Raw genomic sequence first — 932 nt, 5'->3', positions numbered from 1 at the left:
GTAAGCGTCCAACGCTACCATCTATGAACAGCAAATAATTTCATGCACTGTCCAGACTGGATCATTTTGGAGAGCAAAGTATGTCAAGAATCAAATCCATCCTAATCCGCGCAGATTGGCTGCAACATGTTAGTACCTGGCGCGCATCAGGGCTGACGCAAGCAGCGTATTGTCGTGAGCGCAAATTAAATGCCACCACATTCAACGGCTGGATTATGCGTGGCCGAAAGGAGTTACCAGCAACAGCACCCCTGATCACTGTTCCGATTGTAATTCAACCCAGCACGCCAGCAGCATCGACTCTGCCGATCGTCTTGCAACATGGATCTGGATGGCAGCTTGTGCTACCTGCGGATGTGCAGATTACCTGGCTAGCTCGATTATTCAATGAATTAGCATGATCGCACCAGGTCAAATTTGTTGCGTGATTGAACCAGTCGATATGCGCCGTGGCCTAGAGAGTTTATCGCAATGGATACAAACTAGTTTAGGTACCACGCCATGCGATGGCACCGCCTATGCATTTTGCAATCGTCCTAAAACACGATTAAAACTGTTAATCTGGGATGGCACTGGCGTGTGGTGCTGTCAGCGCCGATTACACCGTGGTGCGTTTGTTTGGCCCAGCAACGATGATCGATGCTGGGTGATTACGCAAGCACAATGGGATTGGCTCATCAAAGGTGTCGACTGGCATCGCCTGACGGCACAGGCACCAACGCACTGGCAAGTGTGAATCTTTAATACGTTCAAAAAAATAGCGAAACACCATTCTTTTTGGTTGTAAACATGGGCGAGTCTATGTAAACTTCCAGCATGGATCTCGCTACCGCACTCGCTCAGTTTAATCCGCACACCACGTCACCAGAACAGTTGGCGATACAGGTTGCCGCCTGGGCAGAACAAGCGCACAAGGATGCTAGTAAAATCGC

2 protein-coding genes are annotated in these 932 nt (G+C 49.4%); both read left to right on the top strand.

The genetic code is table 11. The annotated features are described in order from the left end of the window. Positions 1-80 precede the first annotated feature (80 nt). Positions 81-401 (top strand): IS66 family insertion sequence element accessory protein TnpA, encoded by a 321-nt coding sequence (gene tnpA / locus QN395_RS21350; RefSeq protein ID WP_322119773.1) that lies wholly within the window; start codon positions 81-83, stop codon positions 399-401. Next, positions 398-736, top strand: a complete 339-nt coding sequence (gene tnpB / locus QN395_RS21345) for an IS66 family insertion sequence element accessory protein TnpB (protein WP_322119772.1) — start codon at positions 398-400, stop codon at positions 734-736. Before tnpA ends, tnpB begins: the two co-directional genes overlap by 4 nt. Positions 737-932 lie beyond the last annotated feature (196 nt).

Origin of the sequence: Undibacterium sp. RTI2.2 (genome assembly GCF_035018705.1) — a bacterium.
In the GTDB taxonomy this organism is placed as follows: domain Bacteria; phylum Pseudomonadota; class Gammaproteobacteria; order Burkholderiales; family Burkholderiaceae_D; genus Undibacterium.
Note: the sequence above shows the minus strand (reverse complement) of the source record. Positions and strands in the feature narration are given on the sequence as shown.